1 protein-coding gene and 1 pseudogene are annotated in these 1,765 nt (G+C 75.9%); both read right to left on the reverse strand.

Annotated features, from left to right (window positions below):
* Positions 1–1,406, reverse strand: a 1,406-nt coding sequence (locus tag AC30N0_RS12175) for an NAD(P)-binding protein (protein WP_489518176.1), incomplete at its 3' end; no start/stop codon positions are given.
* 37 nt (positions 1,407–1,443) lie between these two features.
* Positions 1,444–1,765, reverse strand: a pseudogene (locus AC30N0_RS12180) (polyamine aminopropyltransferase); the annotation flags it as partial.

Here is a 1,765-nt window from a genome sequence, read left to right on the forward strand (position 1 = left end):
AGCACGCGGCCGGCCCAATTCCGCCAGTCTGCGGCGAGCAGGTCGGCGCGCTGCGCGACGAGCGCTTCCGGGGTGGCGCCGCCGAGGGCCCAGTACGCGCTCAGGATCGTCGGTCCCGGGACCGAGCCCAGGCTCTGGTGCATGGCATCCACGTAGCCGATGCCGCTGCTGGCGTACAGCACGTTGTCCCAGGCCGGCGCGGCCCCCGGGCGGTCGTCGAGGGGCGCGTCGATGTGGACGTTGGCGACCAGCCACGGCGCATGCGCCTGGCGCTGCGACGCATCGAGCAGGGCCGCGGGTGCCGACGCGAGCAGGCGCACCGACACCACGAGCGGTGTCGCCAGCACGACCTGCGCGGCGATGAAGCGCTCGCTGCGCCGCTCGGCGACGTTCCAGGCGTCGACGACGACTTCGTGGCGCGCCGCTTCCACCCGCGTCACGACGAGGCCGGTGCGCAGGCGCTCGCCGAGCGGGCGGGCCAGGCGCTCGCCGTGCCAGGCATTGCCTTCCGGCCAGGTGAGCACGCCCTCGCCTCCGTCGGCGGCGTGGCCGTCGTCGCTGCCCGGCGCGTGGAAGCCGTGCCGGCTGGCGAAGTAGTGCACGCCGGCCCAGGCCGAGACCTGCGCCGAGGTGGCGCCGAAGTCGTCGCGGCAGCAGTAGTCGAGGTACCAGCGCAGCGCCGGCGCGTCGAGGCCTTGCGCGTCGAGCCAGGCAGCGAAGGTCTGCGCGTCCAGCGCGGCGTGGGCCGGTGTCCACGTCGAGCGCGCGGTCGGGATCTCGAAGTGCTCGCGACCACCGGCCGCGGCGACGGCGGCGCCGAACGCGCGGTACTGGGCGGCCGTCGCCGCCCGCTCGGCCACCGGAAGCGCGTCGACCGGCGGCAGCAGCCCGTCGCGCCAGCCGCCGCCGATGAAGAGCCGCTCCTGCGGGCTGTGGCAGAGGGCGCGCTCGTCGTAGACGGCGCGGCCGTGCTCGCTGCGGCGCAGGCGGAGCTCCTCGAGCAGCTCGATCACCTCGACCGCGCGTTCGCCGGGCACCGGCAGGTAGTGGGCGCCGAGGGGGCAGCGCATCCCGGCGATGGCATGGCCGCGGCTGTTGCCGCCGGCGCCGTGCTCGAGCTCGAGGACGCGGGTGTCGCCGACGCCGGCGCGCAGCAGCGATCGCGCTGCGCCGAGGCCGGCGATGCCGGCGCCGACGACGACGGCGGCGACGCGCTGCGTCGAGGCCGGCGCCTCGGCGCTGCCCGACTTCGACCCTGCCGCAGCCCGCCGCAGCAGGTGGCCCCGCTCGTGCGCGGCGCCGACCCAGCCGCCGTCGAAAGCGGGCCGGGCCTCGTCGCGCGTGCAGGCACCGAGGCCGGCCCAGGGCGCGAGCGTGGAAGCGAGGAGGAGGCGGCGGCGCTGCAAGCTTCGACAGGATCGGGGCCGGACCGGGCGCGGCCCGTCAGCGATGGGCCCGGCCCCACTCCTCCTCGAAGGTCTGCACCAGCACCTGGTTCGACAGCTGGTTCACGTCGGTGCGCACGCGGGCCATGTCGGGCGGGAAGTCGAACAGCGCTGGGAGGCCCGGGCCGTGCAGGAACTGCAGGCCCGCTGGCAGGCTGGTGGGCAGGCGATACGGGCGCCGGCCGGCGACGATGAAGCCCCACTCGCCGAAGCTCGGCACGTGGGCGTGGTACGGGGTCGCCGTGAGACCGGCCGCCTCGATCGTCGTCGCCACGGTCCAGAAGCTCTTGCGCGCGATCAGCGGCGAGGTCGTCTGCACG

Origin of the sequence: Rhizobacter sp. (assembly GCF_031412495.1) — a bacterium.
GTDB lineage: Bacteria > Pseudomonadota > Gammaproteobacteria > Burkholderiales > Burkholderiaceae_C > Schlegelella_A.